Raw genomic sequence first — 1118 nt, forward strand, 5'->3', positions numbered from 1 at the left:
GGCCCTCCGCTGTGGTCAACGTGTCCTCGGTCGCCGGCATCAGCGGCGTCGGCTCGTCGATCGCCTACGCCGCGAGCAAGGGCGCCCTCAACACCATGACGTTGTCGCTGTCGCGCGCGCTGGCGCCGCTGATCCGCGTCAACACGGTATGCCCCGGCTACATCGACACGCCCTGGTTCACCAAGGGGCGCGGCGAAGCCGGCGCCAAGCAGGTGCGCGACAGCGTGGTGGCGAGGGTGCCGTTGAAGGTCGCATCATCAGCGGAGGACATCGCGCAGCTCGTCAGCTTCCTGGCGATGCCGGCCTCCAGCAACATGACCGGCGAGGTCGTGCGCATGGATGCAGGGATGCATTTGATTACGTGAACTCGTCATTGCGAGCGCAGCGAAGCAATCCAGGAATCTCTCCGCGGAGACACCCTGGATTGCTTCGTCGCAAGAGCTCCTCGCAATGACGTCGCGTGGGGCGGCAGCGTGCCAACGGCCTATATCGCTAACCCTTGATCACGCCGCTCGCCACCAGCCGGTGCCAGATGAACAGCACCACCACTGCGCCAATTGTGGCCATGATGAAGCCCGCGCCCTGATCGGTACTGTAGTGACCGATCGCCTGGCCGATGAAGGTCGCGAGAAACGCGCCGGCGATGCCGAGGATGGTGGTGAGGATGAAGCCGCTCGGATTATTCGGTCCCGGCGCCAGCCAGCGCGCGATGAGGCCGGCGACGAAGCCGACGACGATGATCCACAACAGGCCGCCCATGCTCATGAGTGTGCTCCCCTTCCCGAAAGCGCGTCGATCAAAGTCCGATCAAAGTCTGCCCGAGATCTCGTTCTCGGTCGGCAGCCGTCCGTCCGGCGTCAAATGGTCGATCACCTGCGGCAGATACTGGCTGAGCCCGTTGAGCAATTCGTCGCGCGACAGGCCGCTCTGGGCTGACAGGCTCTCGATCTGATCGGCGCCGAGTGCGTTCGCGAGATCGCCGGGCGCGATGGCCTTGTTCTCGCCCTTGCCGACCCAGGAATTCGCGGCATCGCCGTGGCCGCCCTGCTGGAGCTGGTTGAGGAGATCGCCGAGCCCGCCGCTAAGCACGGTTCCGGCCGCGCCGCCGGCGAGCAAGC

3 protein-coding genes are annotated in these 1118 nt (G+C 65.6%); 1 reads left to right on the plus strand and 2 read right to left on the minus strand.

Annotated elements, in window-relative coordinates:
• On the plus strand, positions 1 to 365 hold a 365-nt coding region (locus MOV75_RS39185; protein ID WP_247008199.1), incomplete at its 5' end, for an SDR family NAD(P)-dependent oxidoreductase.
• A gap of 127 nt (positions 366 to 492) precedes the next feature.
• Here the strand turns inward: MOV75_RS39185 and MOV75_RS39190 are convergent.
• Positions 493 to 765, minus strand: coding sequence for a GlsB/YeaQ/YmgE family stress response membrane protein (locus MOV75_RS39190; RefSeq protein ID WP_246923981.1), 273 nt, complete (start codon positions 763 to 765; stop codon positions 493 to 495).
• A 42-nt stretch (positions 766 to 807) separates the two neighbouring features.
• Positions 808 to 1118 (minus strand): YidB family protein (locus MOV75_RS39195; RefSeq protein WP_247008201.1); only part of this gene is annotated, 311 nt, incomplete at its 5' end.

It is taken from the genome of Bradyrhizobium sp. PRIMUS42, assembly GCF_023006515.1.
Taxonomy (GTDB): Bacteria; Pseudomonadota; Alphaproteobacteria; order Rhizobiales; family Xanthobacteraceae; genus Bradyrhizobium.